Source organism: Pseudomonas sp. GW821-FHT10B02, from assembly GCF_059415665.1.
The window spans coordinates 181,258-201,883 of the sequence record NZ_JBWKNR010000003.1 but is presented as its reverse complement, the minus strand read 5'-3'; the positions used below and the strand labels follow the sequence as shown (position 1 = coordinate 201,883).

The following is a 20,626-nucleotide window of genomic DNA, read 5'->3' as shown; positions in this document are numbered from 1 at the left end:
GCGATGCAGGCGACTCGGTCTGACGATGGTTGAAGTGTGCAGGGCCGGGATTAATCGCGCGTTAAGAAACAAAAAAGGGGCAATCCGCTGGCGGATGCCCCTTTTTTACAGCCTGAGAACTTAACTTCAGTCAGTGGTGATCCGCGAATGCTTGCGGGTGTCTTTCATGAACACATACACCAGCAACGAGCAGGCGATACAGGCGGTCACGTACCAGTAGAAGCCGGTTTCCATGCCGATGCTCTTGAACCACAGCGCCACGTATTCAGCGGTGCCGCCGAAGATCGACACGGTCAGTGCGTAAGGCAGGCCGACGCCCAGGGCGCGGATTTCGGTCGGGAACAGTTCGGCTTTGACCACGGCGTTGATCGAGGTGTAGCCGCTGACGATGATCAGTGCCGCCATGATCAGGAAGAATGCGCCCCACCAGGTCTGGATGGTGTGCAGGGTGGTCAGGATCGGCACCGTGCACAGGGTGCCGAGGACACCGAAGGCGATCAGGATCGGACGGCGGCCGATCTTGTCGGACAGGCTGCCGATGATCGGTTGCAGGCACATGAACAGGAACAAGGTCGCCGCCGAGATGGTGGTCGAATCGGTGATGCTCATGCCCACCGTGTTCACCAGGTATTTCTGCATGTAGGTGGTGTAGGTGTAGAAGGCCAGGGTGCCGCCCATGGTCAGGCCGACCACGGTCGCCAGTTCCTTGGGATGGCGCATCAGGGTGCGCATCAGGCTTTCCTTGGACTTTTCCTTCTTGGTGAAGGAGGCGGTTTCTTCCATGCCACGACGCAGGTACAGGGCAACGACCGCGCACAAGGCGCCGATCACGAACGGTACGCGCCAGCCCCAGGCATACAGCTGCTCGGTGGTCAGGGTCTGTTGCAGGACGATCAGCACCGCCAGGGCGATGAGCTGGCCGGAGATCAGGGTCACGTACTGGAAGCTGGAGAAGAAACCACGACGCTCTTTGGTCGCCATCTCGCTCAGGTAGGTGGCCGAGGTGCCGTATTCGCCACCCACCGACAGGCCTTGCATCAGGCGGGCGACCACCAGCAGGACCGGGGCGGCAACGCCGATGGTTTCATAACCCGGGGTCAGGGCGATGACCAGCGAGCCTGCGCACATCAGCAGTACCGAGGCCATCAATGCGGCTTTGCGGCCCTTGCGGTCGGCATAGATACCCATCAGCCAGCCGCCGATCGGGCGCATCAGGAAGCCCACGGCGAAGATCGCGGCAGTGTTGAGCAGTTGGGCGGTGGTGTCGCCGGCCGGGAAGAAGGCTTTGGCGAAGTACAGGGAAAACGCGGCGTAGACGTACCAGTCGTACCATTCGACCATGTTGCCGATCGAACCGCTGAAAATCGACTTGAGTCGGCTTCGGGTGGTTTTTTCCGCGGCTGGCGCAATGGCCGCCCCGGCGGGCAGGGTGCTGGAGTTATCCATCGAAGGGACCTTCATAGTTGTTTTTGTGGAGCGCGTCGAAACGCAACCTGACAGGGCTATAGCAGGAGCTGTGCCAGGTGCTGAAGGCCCGGATTAGAAGGGTTGTCGCAGACTGGTGAGCGGAAATCCGCTTATCTTCCGGTAGCTGGTCGGCAAGATTCCGCTTATTGCGGGCGGTCCGCGTCGAGGAAGTCTTCGCGCAGCAGGCCATGGCGCTGCATCTTTTCGTTGAGCGTGCGCCGGGGCAGTTGCAGTTCTTCCATGACCGCTTTGATCTCACCCTTGTGGCGGCTCAGAGCGGCTCGCAGGCACTGGGCTTCGAAGGCTTCCTGCTGGGCGGCCAGGGATTGTCCGGGCTCGACCAGGGCAATGCTCGGCTCTCCGAGGCCAAGGGCGTGACGCTCGGCGGCGTTGGCCAATTCGCGGACGTTGCCGGGCCAGTCGTGGCTGAGCAGACGTCCCAGGTGCGCGCCGCTGAGCCGTGGTGCGCTGCGGCCGACGCGTTCGGCTGCCAGGCGGGCAAAGTGTTCGAACAGCAAGGGGATGTCTTCGCGCCGCTCGCGCAACGGCGCCAGGCGCAGTTCGGCGACGTTCAGGCGGTAGGCCAGGTCTTCGCGAAAACGTCCGGCGCGGGCTTCTTCGAGCAGGTCAGGCTTGGTCGCGGCGATGATGCGCAAATCGACGCTGATGCTCTGGTTGGCACCCAGGCGTTCGAGTTTCTGTTCCTGCAGCACGCGCAGCAGTTTGGCTTGCTGGGCCAGCGGCATGCTCTCGATTTCATCGAGGAACACCGTGCCGCCATTGGCGTATTCCAGCTTGCCGATGCGCTTGCCCTGGGCGCCGGTGAAGGCGCCGCTTTCATGGCCGAACAACTCGGCTTCGAACAGGGTTTCGGGAATCGCCGCGCAGTTGAGCGCAACGAAGGGTTTGTCGGCGCGCGGGCCGAAGTCGTGCAGGCAGCGCGCGACCTGTTCCTTGCCGCTGCCGGTTTCACCGCGGATCAGCACGTTGACCGGCAGGCTGGCGAGGTCCAGCACTTGTCTGCGCAACTGCTGCATGCCCTGCGACATGCCCAGCAGGTTCAGTTCCAGGCGTGCCTTGAGGTCGGCCTGCTCATGCAGGCGGTGGTTTTCCAGCACCAGCTGGCGTTTCTCCAGGGCACGGCGCAGGCTGCCCAGCAGGCTTTCCGGGCTGAAGGGCTTTTCCAGAAAGTCATAGGCGCCGTTACGCATGGCTTCGACCGCCATGGGCACATCGCCATGACCGGTCAGGAGAATCACCGGCAGGTCGGCATCGCGGGCCTGGAGCTGTTCGAGTAACTGCAGGCCATCCATGCCGGGCATGCGCACATCACTGAGGATGACCCCGGGAAAGTGCGCGGGCAGCTGGTTCAGGCAGTCTTCGGCGCGGCTGAACAGCTGCACGCTGAAGCCGGACAGGCTCAGCCATTGCTCGACCGCAGTGCGGATGCTGGCTTCATCGTCGACGACCATTACCGAATTGAACATCAAGGCTCCAGATCACAGGGCAGGGTAAGGCTGAAACGCGCGCCACCCGGTTGATTGTCGACCGCAAGGCGCCCGCCGGCTTCATGAATGATGCCATAGGAAATCGCCAGGCCAAGGCCCAGGCCTTCGCCCACAGGCTTGGTGGTGAAGAACGGGTCGAAGACATTCGCCAGGTGTTCGGCGGCGATACCGCCGCCGCTGTCGAGGACGCTCAGGCGCCACTGCTCGGCCTCGATTTCGATACGGATTTCCAGACGTTTGTAGCTTTTTCCGGCCATGGCGTCGAGGGCGTTGCGCAACAGGTTGATCAGCACCTGCTCCAGACGGATCGCATCGCCACGCACCCAGGCCGGCCGGGCCAGGTACAGGGAGACTTTCACCTGTTCGGCGCGAATCCGCGTATCGAGCAGTTGCAAGGCCTGATCGACCACGGTGGCCAGGTCCAGACGCTCGCGCAGGCCGCTGGGGCTGTTGCGGGCGAAGGTTTTCAGGTGGCCGGTTAGCGCCGCCATGCGCGTCAGCATCTGCTCCAGCGGTTCCAGCGCCTGGCGGGCTTCATCGTAGCGCTGGTTGTCGAGCAGCAGGCGCAAGGTTGCCAGTTGCATGCGCTGGGTGGTCAGCGGTTGATTGATTTCATGGGCCAGGGCCGCCGACATCTGCCCCAGAGCCGCCAGCTTGGCCGATTGCACCAGGCCCTCCTGGGCGGTGCGCAGGTCGCGGGTGCGCTCTTCGACCAGGCGCTTGAGCTCTTCCCGGCTGCGCTGGCGCAAGCGCGCCAGGCGCAGGCGTTGGCTGATGAACAGCAAGGCAAAGACCAGGCTCAGCCATACGGCCGCAGCGGCGAGGGCGGCATTGCGCCCGTCGTCACTGACCTGCGGTTTGCGCAGCAAGTGCAGGGTCCAGCCCTCGGCTTCCAGCGGCAGGCTTTCCCACAGGTATTCAGTGCTGCCTTCCGGGCCCTGCACGCGCATCAGGTGACTGTCGTCATCGAAACGGCTGAGCACCTGGTGCTGCAGCGGCACCAGCTGTTGCTTGTCGTACTGGCGGGTAGCGGCCAGCTCGGCATGGTCGGCGCTGCTCAGGGGCTTGAGTTGGCGGTAGCGCCAACCGTCCTGGTTGGCGATGAAAATGATCCCGCGGGCATCGCTGACCAGCAGGATGTCGTTGCCCTGGCGCCATTCACGTTCAAGCTCGGGGAACTCCAGCTTGACCACCATGGCCCCGAGGAAGCGGCCATGTTCGTCCTGCACGGCGCTGGAGAGGAAGTAGCCCGGCACGCCGCTGGTCACGCCGACCGCGTAGAAGCGCCCGCTGCCCTGGCTGCGGGTCTGTTTGAAGTAGGGGCGAAAGCCGTAGTTGGAACCGACATAGGTGCTGGGCAGGCGCCAGTTGCTGGCGGCCACGGCCAGGCCGGTGCGGTCGAGCAGTTCCAGAGTCGAGGAGTTGGCCGCGCCATTGATACGTTCGAGTTTGCGGTTCAGGGCATCCTGGACCGGCTCGGTGACCGGGCCACTGAGCGCGCTGATCAGCTCCGGGTCCAGGGCCAGGACGGCGGGCAGGGCGCGGTAGCGTTCGATCAGGGTGTGCAGCGAGTTGGCGTACAAGCCCAGTTGCTGGCTGGCCCGGCCGGCATCCTCGACCATCGACTGGCGTTTGGCGTGGTGCATCGCCCAGCCAGCGGTGAACAGCGTACCGGCCAGGATGAAGAAAATGATCAGCCCCAGTCGCAGGGCACGAAAAGAGTAAGGCATGGTGCAGATCCCGGCAGAGGGGGAAGGCCTCCTGGCCTTCCCTTGACGCTTGGTAACGGATTACAGCAGTTCGAAACGCTGTTGCTGCACCGCCTGGGAGTCAAGCCCGATCTGGACATTGAACTCGCCGGGCTCGGCCGCCCATTGCAGTTGGGTGTTGTAGAACTTCAGGTCTTCTTCACTGATCTGGAAGCGTACGGTGCGCTCTTCACCGGCCTTGAGCATGACCTTCTGGAAGTTCTTCAACTCCTTGATCGGGCGGCTCATGGACGCGGCAATGTCTTGCACGTACAGCTGCACCACGGTTTCGCCATCACGCTTGCCGGTGTTTTTCACGCGGATACTGGCTTCGAGGGTCTGGCCCTTTTTCAGGGTCTTGCTCGACAGGGTCAGTGGCGACAGGCTGAACTCGCTGTAGCTCAGGCCGTAGCCGAAAGGATAGAGCGGGCCGTTGGGCTCCTCGAAGTACTGCGAGGTGTAGTTGCCAGGCTTGCCCGGGGTGAAAGGCCGGCCGATGCTCAGGTGGTTGTAGTACATCGGGATCTGCCCGACCGAGCGCGGGAAGGTGATTGGCAGTTTGCCCGAGGGGTTGTAGTCGCCGAACAGTACATCGGCAATGGCATTGCCGCCTTCGGTACCGGTGAACCAGGTTTCCAGGATCGCATCGGCCTGTTCGCGTTCCCAGCTCAGCGACAGCGGCCGGCCGTTCATCAGCACCAGTACCAGCGGCTTGCCGGTGGCTTTCAGGGCCTTGATCAGCTCGCGCTGGGCGGCCGGGATTTCCAGGGTGGTGCGGCTCGACGATTCGTGCGACATGCCACGCGACTCACCGACCACGGCGACGATCACATCGGACTGCTTGGCCGCTTTGACCGCTTCATCGATCAGCACCGCAGCCGGACGTGGGTCGTCGACGATTTCCGGCGCATCGAAGTTGAGGAAGTTCAGGTAATCGAGGATGGCCTTGTCGTGGGTGACGTTGGAGCCTTTGGCATAGATCACCTTGGCCTGGTCACCGAGCACCTGGCGCATGCCTTCGCGCACGGTCACCGACTGCTGTGGACGGCCGGCGGCGGCCCAGCTGCCCATCATGTCGATCGGTGCATCGGCCAGCGGCCCGACCAGGGCGATGGTGCCGGCCTTTTTCAGTGGCAGGGTCTGCTCGCGGTTTTCCAGCAGCACCATGCTGCGGCGCGCCACGTCACGCGCTTCGGCACGGTGCAGGCGGTTTTCGGCGTAGGTATCGGCCGGGTCGTCGCTGGCCTTGCCGATGCGACGGTACGGGTCGGCGAACAGGCCCATGTCGTACTTGGCGCCAAGCACTTCACGCACGGCGTTGTCGATATCGGCCTGGTTGATTTCGCCGGCCTTGAGCAGGCTGGCCAGTTCTGAATCGTACAGCGAGTCGTTCATGCTCAGGTCGATGCCGGCCTTGATCGCCAGCTTCGCCGCTTCGCGGCCATCGCGGGCGACACCATGGCGCACCAGTTCGGTGATTGCCCCGTGGTCGCTGACGGTCACACCCTTGAAGCCCCAGTCCTTGCGCAGCAGGTCGTGCATCAGCCAAGTGTTGGAGGTGGCCGGCACGCCGTTGATCGAGTTCAGCGCAACCATCACCCCACCGGCGCCGGCATCGATGGCGGCGCGGTAGGGGGGCAGGTAGTCGTTGAACATCTTGGTCGGGCTCATGTCGACCGTGTTGTAGTCGCGGCCGCCTTCCACCGCGCCGTACAGGGCGAAGTGCTTGACGCTGGCCATCAGGCTGGTTGCCTCGGCCGGGCTCTTGCCCTGGAAGGACTCGACCATGACTTTGGAAATCCGCGAGACCAGGTAGGTGTCTTCACCAAAGCCTTCACTGGTGCGGCCCCAACGTGGGTCGCGGGCGATATCGACCATTGGCGCGAAGGTCATGTCGATACCGTCGGCGGAGGCTTCGAGGGCGGATACCCGTCCGACCTTGGCGATGGCGTCCATGTCCCAGCTCGAGGCCAGCGCCAGGCTGATCGGGAAAATCGTGCGGTGGCCGTGGATCACGTCGTAGGCGAAGAACATCGGGATCTTCAGGCGGCTGCGACCTGCCGCGTCCTGCATCGGACGGTTTTCGGCACGGGTGATCGAGTTGAAGGTACCGCCGATGCGGCCGGCGGCGATTTCCTTGCGGATCTGCTCGCGGGGCATTTCCGGGCCGATGCTGATCAGGCGCAACTGGCCGATTTTCTCGTCCAGGGTCATCTGGCCCATGAGGTCGGCGATAAAGGCCTGTTTGTTCTTCAATGGCTCTGCAGGGGTATCGGCAAAGGCCGACTGACTGGCCAGGCTGACGACGAGGCCCAGCAAACACAGCTTGTTCATTAATTCTGTTCTCAAGGCCCGGGGCAGTATTCACGGTGATACTGCCCAGCCGAAGTTGGGGAAGCGGCTATTGTTGTAGTTTGCTGGGGCATCTTTTAGCCGATTGGGCCATCGCGATCCAGCGGCGGTGAAGGATTATGCCTCAAGTACACGGGTTCACGCTGATCAAGGAGTAGGGCAACTATGCAGGTAATCCAGTTCAAGGGCGTTAGGCTGTGGCTGCTGCTGATGCTCGGCAGCCTGCTGGCCGGTTGCGGGATCAACAACATTCCCGACTACGATGAGCAGGTCAAGGCCGCCTGGGCCCAGGTGCAGAACCAGTACCAGCGCCGCGCCGACCTGATCCCCAACCTGGTGGAAACGGTCAAAGGTTATGCCAAGCAGGAACAGGAAACCCTGACCGCAGTCATCGAAGCGCGGTCCAAGGCGACGTCGATCCAGGTGGATGCCAGCACGCTGGATGATCCAAAGAAAATGCAGCAGTTCCAGGACGCGCAATCGCAACTGACCGGGGCGCTCAGCCGCCTGATGGTGGTGTCGGAGCGTTATCCGGACCTGAAGTCGAACCAGAACTTCCTTGCCTTGCAATCCCAGCTTGAAGGCACAGAAAATCGCATTGCCGTGGCCCGCAAGGATTTCATCGCCGCGGTTCAGCGCTACAACACAGAGATTCGCACTTTCCCCGGGCGTATCTGGCACGCCGTGATGTATAGCAGCCTGCCGCTGCGTGAGACCTTCGAGGCCACGGCCAGCGATGCCGACAAAGCCCCTGAAGTGAAATTCTGATGCGTCTGTTGCACTGGACGCTGCTGCTGGCGCTACTGATCGTCACGCCGCTGCGTGCCGAGCCGAGCTTCCCGGCCCTGACCGGCCGGGTGGTGGACAATGCCGGATTGCTCGACGCCGGCAGCCGCGATCAGCTCGAGCGCATGCTCACGGCCCATGAACAGGCCACTGGCGAGCAGGTCGTGGTGGTCACGGTAAATGACCTGCAAGGGCTGCCCATCGAGGACTTCGGCTACCAGCTTGGCCGCCACTGGGGGGTCGGCCAGAAGGGCAAGGACAACGGCGCGCTGTTGATCGTCGCGCCGCAGGCGCGCAAGCTGCGCATCGAAGTCGGCTATGGCCTGGAAGAGCGTCTGACCGATGCCCAGGCGTCAGTGATCATCAATGGCATCATCACCCCGGCGTTTCGCCGCGGCGAATTCAGCCTGGGCATCGTCCAGGGCACGGCGGCAATCCTCCAGGTATTGGGCGGCAATCCCTTGGCCGAGCCGTCGCGGGCTCAAGGCGGCGGTGACGAAGAGGGTGCGCCGGCCTGGGCCGTGGGTCTGTTCGTATTGCTGATTATCGTGGTCTTCGCTGCGCAATCCATGGGGATCGGCGGCGGCCGTGGTGGCCGTGGCGGCATGGGCGGTTTGGGCGGTGGTTTCGGCGGCGGCTATGGCGGGTTTGGTGGCGGCGGCGGAGGTGGTTTCAGCGGCGGTGGCGGCGGCTTCGGCGGTGGTGGATCCTCCGGTGGCTGGTAGAACAATAATCAACGAGATACCCAGTGCATGACATTGCTCAGTGAATTTGAACAACGCCAGGTCGCCGAGGCCATCGCCCGGGTCGAGCGGCGCACCGATGCCGAACTGGTCACGGTACTTGCGACCCGCGCCGACGACTACGCCTATATCCCCTTGCTCTGGGCCAGCCTGCTGGCCTTGCTGGTGCCGGGCGCTGTTTACTACCTGGGCGGCTGGTTGAGCGTAAACGGCTTGCTGATCGCCCAGTGGCTGACCTTCATCGTCTTGAGCCTGGTGTTTCGCCTGCCCAGCCTGACCACCCGCCTGATCCCGCGTACGGTGCGCCACTGGCGCGCCTCGAACCTGGCCCGGCGGCAGTTTCTGGAGCAGAACCTGCACCATACAGCGGGCAGTACCGGGGTGCTGATTTTCGTCAGCGAGGCTGAGCGCTACGTTGAAATCCTGGTTGATGAAGGGATCTCCAGGCATCTGGATAACCAGGTGTGGGACGGCATTGTCCAGCGCTTTACCGAGCAGGTGCGCCAGGGCCAGACCCTGCAGGGTTTTGTCACCTGTATCGAGGCCTGTGGCGATCTGCTGAGCCAGCACGTGCCCTTGACCCATGAGCGCAACGAGCTGCCCAACCGTCTGGTGGTCCTGGCTTGAGCGGGGAACGCTGATCGACAAAAGCTGTGCGCAGGCCGGTCATCCACGTAAAATACCCGGCATTGCGCCTAGCCGCTCCCTCCGCAACCCGAGGCACCCACTCCCGATGTCCGATTCCCCCACCGCCCAGGCCGCGCCGGATGCGCGTGCGCAGTTTCTGAGCCTGCTCGCCACCAGCCTGCAACAAAATGCCCTGATCAAGCTGGTGCTGGCGCGCCATGTCGGCACTGAAGAAGCCTTGCAGCGGATCATCGCCAAACCCTTGACCGTCAAGGGCCAGGCTTGCCTGTCGTTTGTGTACCGCTACCAGACCCGTGACATCACCCGCAACCTGCCCAATGACGAGGCCCTGGCGCTGGTCGCCGAGTTGCTGCCGGGTTCGTTCCGCAATGCCCACCTGCTGAGCCTGAGCGACGAAGCGCAATTGGAGTTCAGCAAGAAGGGCAAGCCGATGCTGCATCGCAGCGCCGTGCAGCAGGAGCGTCAGGCGCCTGCCGGCGAACATGACCGGGAGAAAAAGCGTTACCTGGAACTGAGCCGTCCGTTCCTGCATGACCTGGGCGTCACCGACAAGCAGCAGGCGTTGATCCCGGCGATGTCGCGCAAGTGGAAACAGATCAACAAGTTCATCGAAGTGTTTTCCCATGCCTTGAACGCGGCGCCGCTGGCCGCCGATCAACCCCTGCGGGTGGCCGACTTCGGCTCGGGCAAGGGCTACCTGACCTTCGCCATCCACGATTACCTGCGTAACACCCTGCAGCGCGAGGCGCAGGTGACGGGGGTCGAGTTGCGTCAGGACATGGTCGAGCTGTGTAACGCGGCGGCCAAGCGCCTGGAACATCCGGGGCTGGTGTTCGAGTGTGGCGATGTGCGCAGCGTGGTGCCCAGCGCCATCGAGGTGATGATCGCCCTGCATGCCTGCGATATCGCCACCGACTACGCGATTCATACCGGCATCCGCTGTGGCGCGGCGATCATCATGTGCTCGCCGTGCTGCCATAAACAGATTCGTCCGCAGTTGCACAGCCCGGGCTTGCTCAAGCCGATGCTGCAGTATGGGCTGCACCTGGGGCAGCAGGCCGAGATGCTCACCGACAGCTTGCGTGCCTTGTACCTGGAGGCCTGTGGTTATGAGACCAAGGTGTTCGAGTTCATCTCGCTGGAGCACACCAACAAGAACAAGATGATCCTCGCGGTGAAGCGCCAGACGCCGGGGGATTCAACGGCGCTGCTGGAGAAGATTCAGCAGCTGAAGGCGTTCTACGGGGTCAAGGAGCATTGCCTGGAGACCCTGTTGCGCGCGGATGGCTTGATCGCCGCCTGATTTCCTGTGGGAGCTGCTCCCTCAAAGTGAGCTGCTCCCTCAAAGTCCCACTCAGGCCCGCACCGGTGCCGGATGCACACGAGTCTTGCGCCCCAACACCACAGTACCGATCACCCCCGCGGCAAATACCCAGGTAATCGGCTCGACCTGCTCACCAAAGAACAGCGCGGAAAAGGCGATGGTGAAGAAAATCTGCAGCAACTGGATCTGACTGACCCGCGCAATGCCGCCCAGGGCCAGCCCGGCATACCAGGCAAAGAAGCCGATGAACTGCGAGAACAGCGACACATAGCCAAAAGCCCACCAGGCCTGTGCACTGACCGGTCCCTGATGTTGCAGGGCCAGGTACACCACCGGGCCGATCAACAGCGGGCTGGCCAGCACCAGGGCCCAGCAGATCACCTGCCAGCCGCCCATCTCCCGCGCCAGTCGTCCACCTTCGGCATAACCCAGGCCGCCGACGGCAATGGCCGCCAGCATCAACAAGTCACCGGCCTGAATCTGCCCGGCACCCATGATCATCGCGTACACCAGCACCAACGCACTGCCCAGCGCGGCGCAGGCCCAGAAGGCTTTCGACGGCCGTTCGTGGGATAGCCAGGCCGCATAGAAGGCGACGCACAACGGCTGCAGACCGTTGACCAGGGCACCGTGGGACGCAGGCACCGTCTGCATGGCCCAGGCGGAAAACACCGGAAAGCCGAGGATCACCCCCAGCGCTACCAGGCTCAGGCCTTTGATCTGTTGCCAGGTCGGCCATTTCTCCCGACGCCAGAGCAGCAATGCCGCCGCCGGGATTGCCGCCAGCAGGGCACGGCCGAGGCCGTTGAGCAACGGATGCAGCTCCTGTACGACGATCCGGGTCATCGGCAGGGTCAGGCTGAAGATGATGACACCGAGCAGGCCAAGGGCCATTCCGGTGTTTTCGCGGCTGGACATAGCAAAAGCCTGTGGCAGATAAGTCCAGTCATTGAGCCACAGCCGGCACGGATGATCTTGTTACAGTTGGTCACAAGTTCATCCGTACAGTTTGCCGCCGACTCAGAAGAAGCGGGTAATGCTCACCTTGGCATTGCGGCCCTGACTGTAGGCGTAGGCGCCACTGAGTTCAGAGCGGTAGTCGTTGTTGAACAGGTTATCGATGGTCAGGTTGACCTCGGTGCCTTTGAGGTACGGCTGCTGTGGCTTCCAGTTGGCGAACAGGCCGTGGATCTGATAGTCCTCGTTGGCGTAGTGATCGTAGTAGCGGTCACCCAGCGAACTGGCCGGTCCTTCGCGGTAGTTGTCGCTGGGCAGGCGGTCGGTCTTGCGCACGAACTGCGCCTGCCAGCCGACCTTGGCGTCCCAGCTGGGGATTTTCACCCCGAGGGTGGTGATCCATTTCGGCGCCGGAATGTCCTTGGCCCAGACGTCCGGCCCCCAGGGGTTGGTGTAGGCGCCCTCATGGCGGCCAGTGATCCACGAGTACGACACCGCACCGAACAGGTAGGTGGAGTCGTAGAAGCTTTCGACCTCGAAGCCCTTGATGGTGACACTCTTGATATTGCGGTAATTGGACATCAAGCCTTTGCCGCAGGCCTTGGCGATGCTCTGGCCGCTGACCAGTTGCTCGGGGCAGCCGATGCCGGTGGCTTTGAAAATTTCGTCTTCGATTTCGTTGCGAAACAAGGTGGTGCGGATCAGCACATTGTCGTGGTCGGTGAACACATCCGAGAGGGTGGTGATGTTACCGGCGCGCAAGGCGGTGATGCGCTCCGGGTCGAGGTTGCGGCTGGAAGCAGTGCGGCTGCCAAGGCCCTGGATTTCGTATTGCTCGTCGAGCACCGGGGCGCGCCAGGTTTTGCTGTAGTCGGCGAAGAACGCTGTCTGTTCGTTGGTCTTCCAGAAAATCGACAGGCGTGGCGACCAGCCGCTATAGGTTTTCTCGCTGTAGTCGTGCCCAAGCTGCGGATCGTTGTAGAACGGTGCATCGTTTTCCTTGCCCTTGTTGGCGACGTGGTCGTAGCGCAGGGAAGGGGTGACGGTCACCTCACCGAGGGTGATGGCGTCCTGGATGAAGTAACCCTGGCTGTCGACGCTACCGCTGGGCATGAAGCTCGGTTGGTAGTTGCCGTAGTTGTACAGGGGCGTGTCGTATTTGCTGCCCGGCATCCACATCTGCGTGTCGCGCTCGTGGCGGCGCACCTGGAAGCCTGTGGTGAAGGCATGTTCCAGCGGCCCGGTGGCAAACAGGCTGGTGTTGCGCACATCGAGCATCTGGTCGGTGTATTCGGTGTCCATCTTGCGCCCGCCGGTAGACGGCTGGAAGTACGCGGTAGCGTCGCGCTCGTCGGTCTGCTTGGTATCCGACACCGAGTACTTCACCTGCAGGTCCACCAGCGGGTTGTTGATTGGCTGGTATTTGTAGGTGGTCGACCAGGTGGTATCGGTGGTGGTGCGATGGGCCAGGTAACGCCTGACAGCGTTGTCGTAGCCCCACTTGTCGATATCTGACTGAGTCGGTGGTGTCGGGTAAGCGGTGGAGGAAAACGGCGCCCAGCGCTCGCTCTGCGAACGCGACCAGGAAAAGCCCAGGCTGTGCTCGTCGGTCAGGTGCAGGTTGAATTTGAGCAGCGCACCGTCCAGGTCCAGGGCACTGTTGGGCAGGCGCTGGGGGTTGATCGGGTAATCGTTGTCCGGGTCGGGCAGGGTGCCGGCCAGTTTCATGTCGTCGCCGTCACGCTTGGTCAGGTAGACCAGGGCATCCATGCGGCCATCATCGGTACGGCCGAACAGTGCTGAACTGTAGACCTGCTGATGGTCGTTGCTGGCATAGCCGTACTTGAGCATGGCGCCGCTGTTGCGGCCTTCCTGCAGCAGGTCCGGAGCATCCTTGGTGGTCATGTTGACGCTGCCGCCGAAGCCGCCGTTGCCGGTGTAGATCGAGTGCGGGCCTTTCTCCACTTCGATGTTCTTGATCAGCTCCGGCTCGATGAAGATGGTGCCCTGCTGATAACGCTCGAAGCCGCTTTTGGTCGCGCCATCGACGGTCATCGGCACGTCTTCGGCATCGCCCAGGCCCCAGATGTTGATGGTCTGGCCACCGGGCTTGACCGAGCCGCCCATGTTCACCCCGGGCAGGGTCGAGAGCACGCTGGGAATGTTGCTCGGTTGGTAGCGGTCGATGTCTTCCTGGGTCAGGGTCGAGCGGCCGACAGTGCTCGGGTCGACCTGCTGACCGTCGCCCACGATGCTCACCGCGCTGAGCTGGATGCCGTTGTCGGCGGTCGGGTCATCTTCGCGCAGGCGCACCACGTAGGTGCTGCCGACCTTGACCACGGCGAAGCGGCTGTTGCGCAGCAGTTGGTCGATGGCCTCCTGAGCTTCGTAAGAACCGTTCAGGGCCGGAGCTTGCACGCTACGCAGCAAGGTTTCGTCGAACAGCAATTGCACCTTGGCCTGTTGGGCCAGCTGGCTCAGCGACACCGCCAGCGATTGCGCTGGCAGGTTCAGCGCCACCGGCGCCGCTTCGGCTTGCAGGCTCAGGGCCAGGCAAGCCGCCAGCAGCGATGGACGGGCAGACAAAGGTGTGAATGGACGAAACGCACGCAACATGAAATCCCCCAGTACGGCAACAAAGGCCAAAAAGGCCTGCAATGAATACGCAGACGGGAGGAAGACGCGGTGCTGCTGAAAACCCTCATATGCGAATGAAAAATATTCTCAGGTTTTTATTTGCGCTCGATCCGCAGGCGGCCGTCGGCCAGGGTCACGGTCTTGACCGGCAGCAGTGCGGGCAAGGCATTGAGCAGGGCATCGGGGTCGTTGACATCGAGGTTGCCCGAGACCCTGTAGCGGCCCAGGGCCGGATCGGCGAGGAGGATCTCCGCACGGCGATAGAGTGAAATTTCATCGATCAGGCTGCTCAGCTCGCGGTCGCGAAAGGCCACATGGCCGCCACGCCAGTCGGCCACTTGCTGATCGTTCAAGGTCTGCCTGTCGAGGCTGCCACGGGCGAAATCATAGGTGGCGCGCTGGCGTGCGCCGAGCAACGCCGGGGCCCGCTGTTCGCCTGGCGTCTCCAGCGCTACCTGACCGTGAGCGACGCTCAGCACCAGCTCCTGGCGGCTGCGGCGCAGGTCGAACGCGGTACCGACCACCCGTACGCGGGCGCTACCGGCAATCACGAACAACGGGCGCTCCTTGTCGGCGGCAACCTCGATGTACAGCTGGCCCTTGTCCAGGTAAATCAGGCGGCGTTCGGCGTCGAAGTCCAGGCGCAGATGGGTGTGGGCATTGACGTTCAACCGGCTGCCATCAGGCAGTTGCAGGATTTGCGGCTGCTCGTTGTTGGCCGCCACGGTGTGCACGTAGTGAGTGGCGGGCAGCCCCAGGTTGCCCGCCAGCAGGGCGCAGACCAGTGCGGCGGCCATGGCCAGCGCCGGCTTCCAGTTGCCGGCTTTGCGCGTGGGCAAGGGCACTGGCCGGTTGATGCTTTTGAGTGCGGCCAGGTCATCCCAGAGCTGTTCGAACTGCCTGTAGGCGCGGGCGTGTTCCGGCGTCTGCATCCACAAGGCAAAGTCCTTGCGCGAGGCGCGCGCAGGGTTATTGCGATTGTGGGTAAACCAGCTGGCCGCCTGGGCATCGACCAAAGACTTATCGATTTCGCGGGGGGTGGTCATTCTGGCTGCTCCATGCCGTTGTCACTGTCCAGGCGTTGTTTGCAATGCAGCAGGGCGGCGGCAATGTGTTTTTCTACCATGCTCACGGAGATCCCCATGCGCTCACCGATCTGGGCCTGCGTCAAACCTTCGAAACGGTGCAGCATAAGGGCTTCGCGCCGGCGCGGCGAGAGTTCGGCGAGGACTGTTTTCAACTGCTCCAGGCGTTGCTGCTGCTGGGCATGGTTCAGCGGGTCGGCAGAGTTGTCGATGCTCGCGTCTTCATCGGCCTGGGTCTGCTCATCGAGCACGGTGTGACGGACACGCTGGCGGCGCCAGTGATCGCTGAGCAGATTACGTGCGACCTGGAACAGAAACGCCCGGGGTTGCTCCACCCGGGAACGGTCGCGATAGCCCAGCCACTGGGTGAATACGTCCTGGGTCATGTCGGCGGCATCACTGGCATTGTCCATGCGCTTGCGCAGGAAATGCAGGATATCGGCATAAAACCCGCGGCAGCTGTCATGCGCAAGCGGGTCGGATTTTGGGCGTTGCATGCAAGCTTTCCAGGACGTACCGGCAAAGAAAGCTGCGAATACTATCGATAATGATTGTTATTTGCCACGCCGAAATTGCCGCGCTGTCAGCGTCGCTTGCGAACCGGCATCGGCACCGGGATTTCCAGGCCGGGCGCGCCCAAGGGGTGGCTGCTGGCGTCGAAAAAGTACAGCGGCAAGTCTGCAGTGTCGGCAAAGCGTTGGGCGTAATGCTGTTTCTGGCTGATTATCGAGGCCTCGCTCAACGGCCGGATGGCAATCGCCAGGTGCGCCGGGCGGGCCTGCTTGAGCGCCTGCAACAGGTGGCGGTCGCTGCTGTCCAGGTGCTGACCGAACAGGCACAGCCCGCCTTGATGCCCCGCCAGTTCGCCAAGACACCAGCTCAGGTAATCGGAACTGCGGATCGCCTTGAGCTTGTCGTCGCTGCTGCTTTCGTTGACGAACAGCGGCACATCACCGGGCGTGTTCACGGCAAATCCATCGAGCAACTGGCTGTCGCTGGCACTGCGCTGGCGGGTACTGCCGTCCTGTTGCTTGAGCAGGTGCAAGCCACCGTGCAAGTACAGCAAGCGGGTGCCGGGGTGGCGTGTGTGGCGGATATCGAAGACGCCTTCCTCATCGAACAACGACTGGAAACCCTCCGTGGACTGGCTGGCGGCCCAGTGGCAGAGCAGGTCGTAGTTGCTTGAGTAGACGCTGTGGTAATTGCGCAGTTCGCTGTTGATCAGTTGCAGGGTCGACTTCGGCAGCAGGCGCCAGGGGATGTGCACGCTGCGCACGGCATGAATCAGCGCTTCCTTGATCGCGTAGTAGCGGTTCAGCGGTGCGGACGAGCTGATTGCCAGGGCGGCGTTGATGCGTACCGTGGTGTTCAGGGCGCTGAGCACCGGCTCGAACAGCTCGCTGCCGAGGGATTTGAACAACGCCTGGTCGGTCAGGCTCAAGGGCTTGTGACGCACCCGCTGGGCTTCTTCGAACAGCGAGAAATAGGTGAACGGGCGCCACAACGCTCGACTGGCGCCATTACCCAGCAGCAGGCCGCTGCACGGATGCTTGGCGATCAGTTCAGGCCAGAGGTGGAGGCTGGCGTCGAGGTCGGTGTGAGGCATGGGTTCATTGTTCCAGGTGGGTCGCGTGATCGGCGCGACTTTAACATGCCACCGGGTTGTCATCAGTGTCGGTGACTATGCTGGTTTTGCTAGCGATGAAGAGGAAGCGTCATGACGTTGCAAGGAATCCGCACATTTGCCTGTTTGCTGATGTTGCCCCTGGCCGGGCTGGCCGCAGCCGATCAGGGCCGCGAACTGGCGGCGCGCCAGGGCATCCCGCACCCGGCAGTGATTGCCCATCGCGGTGCATCGTTCGATGCGCCGGAGTCCACCGCCCCGGCTTATCTGCTGGCCCGGGAGCTGGGCGCGGATTATCTCGAACTGGATCTGCAACGCAGCAAAGACGGTGTGCTGGTGGCGGTACACGATGACAACCTGCAGCGCACCAGCGATGTCGCCGAGCGCTTTCCCGAGCGCAAGGACAGCCCGGTCAGTGCCTTTACCCTGGCTGAGCTCAAGTCGCTGGATGCCGGTAGCTGGTTCAATCAGGCCAGCCCCGAACGGGCGCGGCAGCGCTTCAAGGGCTTGCAGATCCTCACCCTGGACGAGGTCATCGACATCGCCGAAGGCCAACCGGACAAGCGCCCCGGGTTGTATATCGAAACCAAGGTGCCGAGCTTGTTCCCGGGCATCGAGGCCGACCTGAAGGCGCGTCTGCAGGCCCGTGGCTGGCTCGACACACCCGGGCGGGTGGTGCTGCAGAGCTTTGATCGCAACAGTCTGGCATTACTGCACAAGGAAATGCCGCAAGTGCCCAAGGTCCTGCTGCTGTGGATCGGCAAGGGCAGCATCGAACCTGCGTCCGGGCAGAGCTTTGCCGAATCTGGCGAAACCGACAAGGCGGCGTTCTATGCCCGCCAGCAACCCCGGGACAAGGCCGAGTTCGAACGCTGGCTTGATTACGCCAAGGACGCCGGGGCCATCGGCACCGGACCTTCGGCAGCACTGACAGCGGGCGGGGCGCAAAGCTATGCCGACCTGGTGCAACCCTGGATGAACCAGCTGAGCCATGACAAAGGCCTGCTGGTGCATGTGTACACCGTCGATGAAGACGTGGACTTCGCCAAGGTCATGGCGGCCGGTGTCGATGGCATTTTCACCAATCGTAGCGGCCAGCTGCTGCGTTACTTCGCCAGACCACCCGTGCAGAACGAAGTGCAAATCCTCGAGGCGCAGGGCTATTGAGCATCTGGCCTGACGCCAGCGGCTGCCGTAGACTTCGGCCTTTGCGCCCTCGCTCAGGATCCAATCGCCGATGACCTTCTCGCTGCTGTTTGCCGTGCTGGCTTCCGGATTTATCTATGGCATCACCCCGGGGCCGGGCGTGCTCGCGGTGCTGGGCATTGGCGCGTCGCGCGGGCGCAAGGCCGGGGCCGGTTTCCTCTGCGGTCATCTGCTGGGCGACGTGCTGTGGTGCAGCACGGCACTGGTGGCGATTGTCGGTGCGCGCCAGATCGGCAGCTCGGTGTTCGACATCCTCGGTCTGCTCAGCGGCCTGTACCTGTTCTGGCTGGGCTTGCGCGCACTGCGCAGCCGTCCGGGTAATGGCCAGGGCGAGCAGGGCCCGGTACGCCAGCCGTTCTGGCACGGCATCGTGTTTGGCCTGACCAATCCCAAGGCCTACCCGGTTGCAGTGGCGACTTTTACCGCGCTGATCTCCAGCCGCGCCGAAACCCTGGAATGGTCGATGCTGCCAGCGCTAATTGCCCTGAGTTTTGTTGGCGGCCTGTTGGCCTATGTGATTCTCATCGCCATTGTCGGCGCGCGTCATGTGCGCACGCTCTACACCCGCTATGAACTGTGGATCACCCGTGCTTGCGGGGTGATGTTCATCGGTTTCGCGGTCAATGCCCTGATGCATGCCTTGCCGGGGCTGATGCCGCAGCGTTAATGCCAGCTTCATCGCGGGGCAAGCCCGCTTCCACAGGAAAGCTGCAACCTGTGGGAGCGGCGGCGCGGCGATCCGACTTGCCCCGCGATTATTCAGTCATTGCTTCCCTGCGCATGCGGTTACGCCACAACCGATACGCCCGAATTCCCGAACGCACCGAGCCGAACAGCATCCCGTTCTCCATTTCCCGGGCGATCCCCGATCGCACCAGCATACGCAGAAAGCGCCCGCGCGCCCGCGCAATGCCGAAGTGGATGCCGCGCGCCTCAAGGGTTTCACGCACTTCCCGTAGCGCCGCAATGCCGCTGACGTCGATGGAACTGACCGCCTCGGCATCGAACAGCACTGCACGTGGCTCCAGTTCGCGTTGCACTGCTTCGAGCAGGCGCATCTTGAAGTAGTCGGCATTGAAGAACAGGATCGCGTCGTCGAAGCGATACACCACCAGGCCTTTGACCGTACGCGCGTCCTTGTGTCCTTCGATATCAACCTGGCCTTCCACACCTGGCACCCAGCCGAGCACCGCGTCGGTGGGTTGGTAGATGCTGTAGAGCAGGCGCAGGATGGCCAGGGTCACGGCGATGATGATGCCCGGCAACACCCCGACGCCGAGCACGCCCACGGTGGTCAGCACACACAGCCAGAATTCGAAACGGCTGAGCTTGTAGATCTTGCCCAGGGATTTCACGTCGATCAGGCCCCAGCCGGCCATCAGCAGTACTGCGCCCAGCGCTGCCTGGGGAATCCAGGCCATGGGGGCGGTGAAGAACAACAGGATCATCGCGATCACCAGGGCGGCGATGATGCCCACCAGCTGGCTCTTGCCACCGACCATGTCGTTGACCGCCGTACGCGAGTCGGCGCCGCTGACGGCGAAGCCCTGGGAAATCCCGGCGGCAATGTTGGTCACCCCCAGAGCGAGGAACTCGTGGTTGGCATTGATCGCATAGCCATGCCGGGCGGCAAAGCTGCGGGCGGTCAGCATCGCGCTACAGAAACTCACGGTGGCGATACCCAGGGCGTCACGCAGCAGGCTTTTCATTTCCTCGAGGTTGGTTTTTGGCCAGGCCAGTTCCGGCATCCCGGCTGGCACCGGGCCGAGAATCGCTACGCCGAAGCGGTCCAGGCCGAACACGCCGACCACCAGTGTCGCCAGCACCACCGTCACCAGCGCGGCGGGTAGCCGGGGGAATCGGCGCGGTAACCAGATCAGCAACGCCAGGCCGATCAGTCCGATACTCAGCGTCACCCAGTGGATTTCCTCCAGGCGTTGCAGCAGGTTGATCAAACTGAGAATGAAGCCGTTGCCTTCGATCTGAAAGCCCAGCACCTTCCCCAGTTGGCCCGCCAGCAGACTCAGACCGATGCCGTTGAGGTAACCGATCAGAATCGGGCGTGAGAAGAAACTGGCGATAAAGCCGGCGCGCGCCAGCCCGGCCCCGATCAGCATCAGGCCGACCAGTATGGTGACAATCACCGACAATTGCGCCAATCGGGAGGGGTCACCCAGCGCCAGCGGCGCAATGGCCCCGGCGACCATGGCGCAGGTCGCCGCATCCGGGCCGACCATCAACTGCCGCGAACTGCCGACCAGGGCGTAGACCATCATCGGCAAAATGCAGGCATAGAGCCCGTATTGCGGCGGCAGGCCGACGATCTGCGCATAGGCGATGGCGATCGGGATCTGAATCGCCGCCACCGATAACCCGGCCTGCAGGTCGGCATGGAACCACTCGCGGCGATAATGCAGGAGATTGGCCAGGCCTGGGAGCCAGCGAGAAAGCAGCATGAGTGGATCCTTTCGAGTGTTTCGCAACAAGGCTGAGGAATACGCAATAGCGTTAATTAAAGCGTATTGCGTGCTCCAGAGCAGG

At 62.7% G+C, this 20,626-nt stretch carries 16 protein-coding genes; 6 read left to right on the top strand and 10 right to left on the bottom strand.

Annotated elements, in window-relative coordinates; translation table 11 throughout:
- Positions 1–126: 126 nt before the first annotated feature.
- The 4 genes from AC07OF_RS06595 to bglX form a co-directional block, all read right to left on the bottom strand.
- Positions 127–1,446, bottom strand: a complete 1,320-nt coding sequence (locus AC07OF_RS06595) for an MFS transporter (protein ID WP_038607523.1) — start codon at positions 1,444–1,446, stop codon at positions 127–129.
- Positions 1,447–1,610: 164 nt separating this feature from the next.
- Positions 1,611–2,954: a sigma-54-dependent transcriptional regulator gene (locus AC07OF_RS06590; protein WP_157191317.1), complete on the bottom strand. Its 1,344-nt coding sequence runs from the start codon at positions 2,952–2,954 to the stop codon at positions 1,611–1,613.
- Entirely contained in the window at positions 2,954–4,705 is a 1,752-nt protein-coding gene (locus AC07OF_RS06585) for a sensor histidine kinase (protein ID WP_157191318.1), read from the bottom strand. Before AC07OF_RS06585 ends, AC07OF_RS06590 begins: the two co-directional genes overlap by 1 nt.
- Positions 4,706–4,765: 60 nt before the next feature.
- On the bottom strand, positions 4,766–7,057 hold the full coding sequence (gene bglX, locus AC07OF_RS06580) for a beta-glucosidase BglX (protein WP_157191319.1): 2,292 nt from the start codon (positions 7,055–7,057) through the stop codon (positions 4,766–4,768).
- A gap of 183 nt (positions 7,058–7,240) precedes the next feature.
- Here bglX and AC07OF_RS06575 point away from each other — a divergent pair, with 183 nt between their 5' ends.
- The 4 genes from AC07OF_RS06575 (at position 7,241) to AC07OF_RS06560 (ending at position 10,555) form a co-directional block, all read left to right on the top strand.
- Positions 7,241–7,843, top strand: coding sequence for a LemA family protein (locus AC07OF_RS06575; protein ID WP_157191320.1), 603 nt, complete (start codon positions 7,241–7,243; stop codon positions 7,841–7,843).
- On the top strand, positions 7,843–8,586 hold the full coding sequence (locus AC07OF_RS06570) for a TPM domain-containing protein (protein WP_157191321.1): 744 nt from the start codon (positions 7,843–7,845) through the stop codon (positions 8,584–8,586). The genes AC07OF_RS06575 and AC07OF_RS06570 overlap by 1 nt, the downstream gene beginning before the upstream one ends.
- A 27-nt stretch (positions 8,587–8,613) precedes the next feature.
- A complete protein-coding gene (locus AC07OF_RS06565) occupies positions 8,614–9,231 on the top strand; it encodes a TPM domain-containing protein (protein ID WP_157191322.1) in 618 nt (205 codons plus the stop codon).
- A 106-nt stretch (positions 9,232–9,337) separates the two neighbouring features.
- Entirely contained in the window at positions 9,338–10,555 is a 1,218-nt protein-coding gene (locus tag AC07OF_RS06560) for a class I SAM-dependent methyltransferase (protein ID WP_157191323.1), read from the top strand.
- Positions 10,556–10,606: 51 nt separating this feature from the next.
- Here the strand turns inward: AC07OF_RS06560 and AC07OF_RS06555 are convergent, their stop codons facing one another.
- The 5 genes from AC07OF_RS06555 to AC07OF_RS06535 form a co-directional block, all read right to left on the bottom strand.
- Positions 10,607–11,494, bottom strand: coding sequence for a DMT family transporter (locus tag AC07OF_RS06555; protein WP_157191324.1), 888 nt, complete (start codon positions 11,492–11,494; stop codon positions 10,607–10,609).
- 102 nt (positions 11,495–11,596) lie between these two features.
- Positions 11,597–14,149: a TonB-dependent receptor gene (locus tag AC07OF_RS06550; protein ID WP_495072681.1), complete on the bottom strand. Its 2,553-nt coding sequence runs from the start codon at positions 14,147–14,149 to the stop codon at positions 11,597–11,599.
- Positions 14,150–14,265: 116 nt separating this feature from the next.
- Positions 14,266–15,216: a FecR family protein gene (locus AC07OF_RS06545; RefSeq protein WP_157191326.1), complete on the bottom strand. Its 951-nt coding sequence runs from the start codon at positions 15,214–15,216 to the stop codon at positions 14,266–14,268.
- Positions 15,213–15,752 (bottom strand): RNA polymerase sigma factor, encoded by a 540-nt coding sequence (locus AC07OF_RS06540; RefSeq protein ID WP_495072680.1) that lies wholly within the window; start codon positions 15,750–15,752, stop codon positions 15,213–15,215. Before AC07OF_RS06540 ends, AC07OF_RS06545 begins: the two co-directional genes overlap by 4 nt.
- 86 nt (positions 15,753–15,838) lie before the next feature.
- Complete coding sequence (locus AC07OF_RS06535; RefSeq protein WP_157191328.1) at positions 15,839–16,861, bottom strand: DUF4917 family protein; 1,023 nt, start codon at positions 16,859–16,861, stop codon at positions 15,839–15,841.
- A gap of 111 nt (positions 16,862–16,972) precedes the next feature.
- Between AC07OF_RS06535 and AC07OF_RS06530 the strand changes: the two genes are divergently transcribed.
- Positions 16,973–18,046, top strand: coding sequence for a glycerophosphodiester phosphodiesterase (locus AC07OF_RS06530; RefSeq protein ID WP_157191329.1), 1,074 nt, complete (start codon positions 16,973–16,975; stop codon positions 18,044–18,046).
- Positions 18,047–18,116: 70 nt separating this feature from the next.
- Positions 18,117–18,752, top strand: a complete 636-nt coding sequence (locus AC07OF_RS06525; protein WP_038607552.1) for a LysE family translocator — start codon at positions 18,117–18,119, stop codon at positions 18,750–18,752.
- Positions 18,753–18,840: 88 nt separating this feature from the next.
- On the opposite strand, the gene AC07OF_RS06520 is transcribed toward AC07OF_RS06525, so the two are convergent.
- On the bottom strand, positions 18,841–20,541 hold the full coding sequence (locus AC07OF_RS06520) for a SulP family inorganic anion transporter (protein WP_157191330.1): 1,701 nt from the start codon (positions 20,539–20,541) through the stop codon (positions 18,841–18,843).
- Positions 20,542–20,626 lie beyond the last annotated feature (85 nt).

Bases quoted from the DNA above. Each gene is read 5' to 3' on its own strand.
- AC07OF_RS06530 (WP_157191329.1), top strand. From the start codon at position 16,973: ATGACGTTGCAAGGAATCCGCACATTTGCCTGTTTGCTGATGTTGCCC.
- AC07OF_RS06595 (WP_038607523.1), bottom strand. From the start codon at position 1,446: ATGGATAACTCCAGCACCCTGCCCGCCGGGGCGGCCATTGCGCCAGCC.
- bglX (WP_157191319.1), bottom strand. From the start codon at position 7,057: ATGAACAAGCTGTGTTTGCTGGGCCTCGTCGTCAGCCTGGCCAGTCAG.
- AC07OF_RS06525 (WP_038607552.1), top strand. From the start codon at position 18,117: ATGACCTTCTCGCTGCTGTTTGCCGTGCTGGCTTCCGGATTTATCTAT.
- AC07OF_RS06590 (WP_157191317.1), bottom strand. From the start codon at position 2,954: ATGTTCAATTCGGTAATGGTCGTCGACGATGAAGCCAGCATCCGCACT.
- AC07OF_RS06535 (WP_157191328.1), bottom strand. From the start codon at position 16,861: ATGCCTCACACCGACCTCGACGCCAGCCTCCACCTCTGGCCTGAACTG.
- AC07OF_RS06570 (WP_157191321.1), top strand. From the start codon at position 7,843: ATGCGTCTGTTGCACTGGACGCTGCTGCTGGCGCTACTGATCGTCACG.
- AC07OF_RS06550 (WP_495072681.1), bottom strand. From the start codon at position 14,149: ATGTTGCGTGCGTTTCGTCCATTCACACCTTTGTCTGCCCGTCCATCG.
- AC07OF_RS06585 (WP_157191318.1), bottom strand. From the start codon at position 4,705: ATGCCTTACTCTTTTCGTGCCCTGCGACTGGGGCTGATCATTTTCTTC.
- AC07OF_RS06575 (WP_157191320.1), top strand. From the start codon at position 7,241: ATGCAGGTAATCCAGTTCAAGGGCGTTAGGCTGTGGCTGCTGCTGATG.
- AC07OF_RS06565 (WP_157191322.1), top strand. From the start codon at position 8,614: ATGACATTGCTCAGTGAATTTGAACAACGCCAGGTCGCCGAGGCCATC.
- AC07OF_RS06545 (WP_157191326.1), bottom strand. From the start codon at position 15,216: ATGACCACCCCCCGCGAAATCGATAAGTCTTTGGTCGATGCCCAGGCG.
- AC07OF_RS06540 (WP_495072680.1), bottom strand. From the start codon at position 15,752: ATGCAACGCCCAAAATCCGACCCGCTTGCGCATGACAGCTGCCGCGGG.
- AC07OF_RS06560 (WP_157191323.1), top strand. From the start codon at position 9,338: ATGTCCGATTCCCCCACCGCCCAGGCCGCGCCGGATGCGCGTGCGCAG.
- AC07OF_RS06520 (WP_157191330.1), bottom strand. From the start codon at position 20,541: ATGCTGCTTTCTCGCTGGCTCCCAGGCCTGGCCAATCTCCTGCATTAT.
- AC07OF_RS06555 (WP_157191324.1), bottom strand. From the start codon at position 11,494: ATGTCCAGCCGCGAAAACACCGGAATGGCCCTTGGCCTGCTCGGTGTC.